Origin of the sequence: Mesorhizobium sp. M7A.F.Ca.US.006.04.2.1, from assembly GCF_004022915.1 — a bacterium.
In the GTDB taxonomy this organism is placed as follows: Bacteria; Pseudomonadota; Alphaproteobacteria; order Rhizobiales; family Rhizobiaceae; genus Mesorhizobium; species Mesorhizobium ciceri.
On the sequence record NZ_RZQA01000766.1, the window covers coordinates 1 to 3,124 of the forward strand.

3 protein-coding genes and 1 pseudogene are annotated in these 3,124 nt (G+C 63.5%); all 4 read right to left on the reverse strand.

Annotation, left to right across the window (positions count from 1 at the left end; translation table 11 throughout):
• Positions 1-236 (reverse strand): annotated as a pseudogene (locus EN925_RS29665) (site-2 protease family protein); the annotation flags it as partial.
• 519 nt (positions 237-755) lie between these two features.
• Complete coding sequence (locus EN925_RS29675; RefSeq protein WP_027160544.1) at positions 756-1,439, reverse strand: ABC transporter ATP-binding protein; 684 nt, start codon at positions 1,437-1,439, stop codon at positions 756-758.
• Positions 1,436-2,722, reverse strand: a complete 1,287-nt coding sequence (locus EN925_RS29680; RefSeq protein ID WP_013531108.1) for a lipoprotein-releasing ABC transporter permease subunit — start codon at positions 2,720-2,722, stop codon at positions 1,436-1,438. The genes EN925_RS29675 and EN925_RS29680 overlap by 4 nt, the downstream gene beginning before the upstream one ends.
• Positions 2,719-3,124, reverse strand: a 406-nt coding sequence (locus EN925_RS29685) for a His/Gly/Thr/Pro-type tRNA ligase C-terminal domain-containing protein (RefSeq protein ID WP_245487340.1), incomplete at its 5' end; no start/stop codon positions are given. The genes EN925_RS29680 and EN925_RS29685, both read right to left, overlap by 4 nt.

Sequence of the window (3,124 nt, forward strand, 5' to 3'; positions counted from 1 at the left end):
TCCCAGGACAGCGTGATGCGGGCCACGCCCTCGCCGTCCGGGGCCTCGGCGGACAGGATCTCACCGGACCAGCCGGCATCGCTGCCGAGCGGCCACAGCGCCTGCCAGAGGCGCTGCCGATCCATCGCCACCAGACGGGTCAGCCGGACCGTGCGTAAACCAAGCGGCACCGTCATCAACAGAAAGATCAGCCCGAGATTGCTGGCCACCAGAATGGCCGTGACGATGGGCGACACCTGGACGTTGCTCCCTGTCTTGCCGGGGCACTCTAACGTCGCTGCGGCAAGAAAAGCTTAACGGCGGAGCGGTCTTCGACCGCATGGGACCCACGGCGGCGAACGCCGCCAAATCACATGGCTCCGATCCAGATTGCCATGGAGACGAGAAAGGTGCTCATGCAAACCAGTGAGATGACATCCTGAACCAGATCGGTCATAACTCTCTCCTGTTGTTGATATGTTCGTATTTTGTTCTAATTTTGTTCAAATGTCAAGGCGCACAATCCGGCCGTGTCCGAATTTCCGGGCGATCAGATCGGCAGGGTTAAGAAAAGGTTGACGGGCGAACGACGGTTGCCCAGCGCCGACCAGGGCACGACGAGACTGGGGTCAGGCAGAGCCGAGAATGGTGGATTTCGAGAACCGGAGCGGAGCGTACTTTTGGGTACGCGAGCACCATTCTACCGCGACGGGGTAGAACGGGAAGCGCAGGAAGCCGCCTTTCGCAGGCCGGCCTCACCCCAGTATCGCCGTGCCCTAGAGCGGCACCACTTTGCCGTCGGCTAGCGTGACGCGCCGGTCCATGCGCGATGCCAGTTCGTGATTGTGGGTGGCGATCAGCGCCGCGAGGCCCGATTGCTTGACCAGCGCCGCCAGCGCCTCGAACACATAGGACGCGGTGACCGGGTCGAGATTGCCGGTCGGCTCGTCCGCCAGCAGTACCAGCGGCGCATTGGCGACCGCACGCGCAATGGCGACGCGCTGCTGTTCGCCGCCGGAGAGCTCGGACGGCCGGTGCGCCGCGCGTTTGCCGATCTGCATGTAGTCGAGCAGCTGCGCCGCGCGCTCGGCCGCGTCCTTGCGGCTGAGCCCCTTGATGAGCTGCGGCATCATGATGTTTTCCAGCGCCGAGAATTCCGGCAGCAGATGATGGAACTGGTAGACGAAGCCGACATCGTTGCGGCGGATCGCCGTGCGCTCGTCGTCGGACAGCCGCCCGCAGGCGCGGCCGGCCAGGATGACGTCGCCGGCGTCGGGACGCTCCAGCAGGCCGGCGGTGTGCAGCAGCGTCGATTTGCCGGTGCCAGACGGCGCCACCAGCGCCACCATCTCGCCGCGCTTCAGCGAGAAGTCCGCACCATTGAGAATGGTGAGCTTTCGCGGTCCCTGGACGTAGTGCCGCTCGACGCTCTTCAGCTCGATAATGACCTCGGCCACTATTCGTACCTCAAGGCTTCGACCGGATCGAGACGCGCGGCGCGCCATGCCGGAAACACCGTTGCCAGGAAGGACAGGCCGAGCGCCATCAGGACGACATAGGTCGTCTCGCGCGGATCCATCTTCGCCGGCAACTGGCTGAGGAAATAGAGTTCAGGATTGAACAGCACCTTGCCGGTCATCCACGAGAAGAACTGGCGGATCGATTCGATGTTGGTGCAGATCAGTACGCCGAGCAGCACGCCGGCAAGCGTGCCGGTCACGCCGATCGCCGCACCCGTCATCAGGAAGATGCGCAGGATGGCGCCGCGCGACGCCCCCATGGTGCGCAGGATGGCGATGTCGTGGCCCTTGTCCTTCACCAGCATGATCAGGCCGGAGATGATGTTCAGCGCAGCCACCAGCACGATCAGCGTCAGGATCATGAACATGACGTTGCGTTCGACCTGCAGCGCGGAGAAGAAGGTCTCGTTGCGCTGGCGCCAATCGACCATGTCGATCGGCCGCTGCGCCGCCGCCTCCACTTTCGGTTTCAGCGCATCGACATCGTCTGGATTGTCGACATAGATCTCGATCGTTTGCGCCCGCCCGTCCATGTTGAAATAAAGCTGCGCTTCGGAAAACGGCATGTAGACGATGGACGTGTCATATTCGGACATGCCGACTTCGAAGATCGCCGCGATCTTGTAGCCCTTCATGCGCGGCGTGGTGCCGATCGGCGTCACGTCGCCGTCGGGCGAAATCAAGGTGATGGTATCGCCAAGCGTCAGGCCGAGATTCTCAGCCATGCGCTTGCCGATGGCAACGCCCTCGCCAGAATCGAAATCGGCGATCGAACCCTGCTTGATGTTGCTGGCAACGATGGCGATCTTGCTCAGATCCTCGCCGCGTATGCCGCGAACCAGCGCTCCGGTTCCGCCGCCGACATTGCCTTGCGCAAGCACCTGGCCATCGATCAGCGGGATGGCGTATTTAACGCCTGCTACACCGTTGATGCGGCTGGCGACCTGCGCATAGTCCTCCAGCGGCGAATCGAGCGGCTGCACGATCAGGTGGCCGTTGACGCCGAGGATGCGCGTCAAAAGCTCCGCCCTGAAACCGTTCATCACCGCCATGACCACGATCAGCGTGGCGACGCCCAGCATGATGCCGAGGAACGAGATCGAGGCGATCACCGAGATCACCGTCTCCTTGCGCCGCGAACGCAGATAGCGCCAGGCGACCATGCGCTCGAAGATGGAAAAGGGTCCGGCGCCGACCGATCTTGCCGCCACCGCCTCGCTCATGCGGCGACACCGAAGCGCTTCTTCGCGTCCGCGATAGGCAGCGTCTCGCGCTCGCCGGTCTTGCGGTTCTTGATCTCGATCTCGCCGGCGGCGACACCGCGCGGTCCGACGATCACTTGCCAGGGAAGGCCTATCAGGTCGGCGGTGGCGAACTTGCCGCCGGGCCGCTGGTCGGTGTCGTCGTAGAGCACGTCCTTGCCGGCGGCGACGAAAGCGGCATGCAGTTCGTCGCAGACGCCGTCGCACTCGGCGTCGCCCGCCTTCATGTTGATCAGTCCGATGTCGAACGGCGCCACCGCCTCCGGCCAGATGATGCCGTTATCGTCATGGCTGGCTTCGATGATCGCCGCGACCAGCCGCGACGGACCGATGCCGTAGGAGCCGCCGGAGACGAAATGATCC

Coding starts and splice junctions, on each gene's coding strand:
- EN925_RS29680 (WP_013531108.1), bottom strand. CDS start 2,722: ATGAGCGAGGCGGTGGCGGCAAGATCGGTCGGCGCCGGACCCTTTTCC.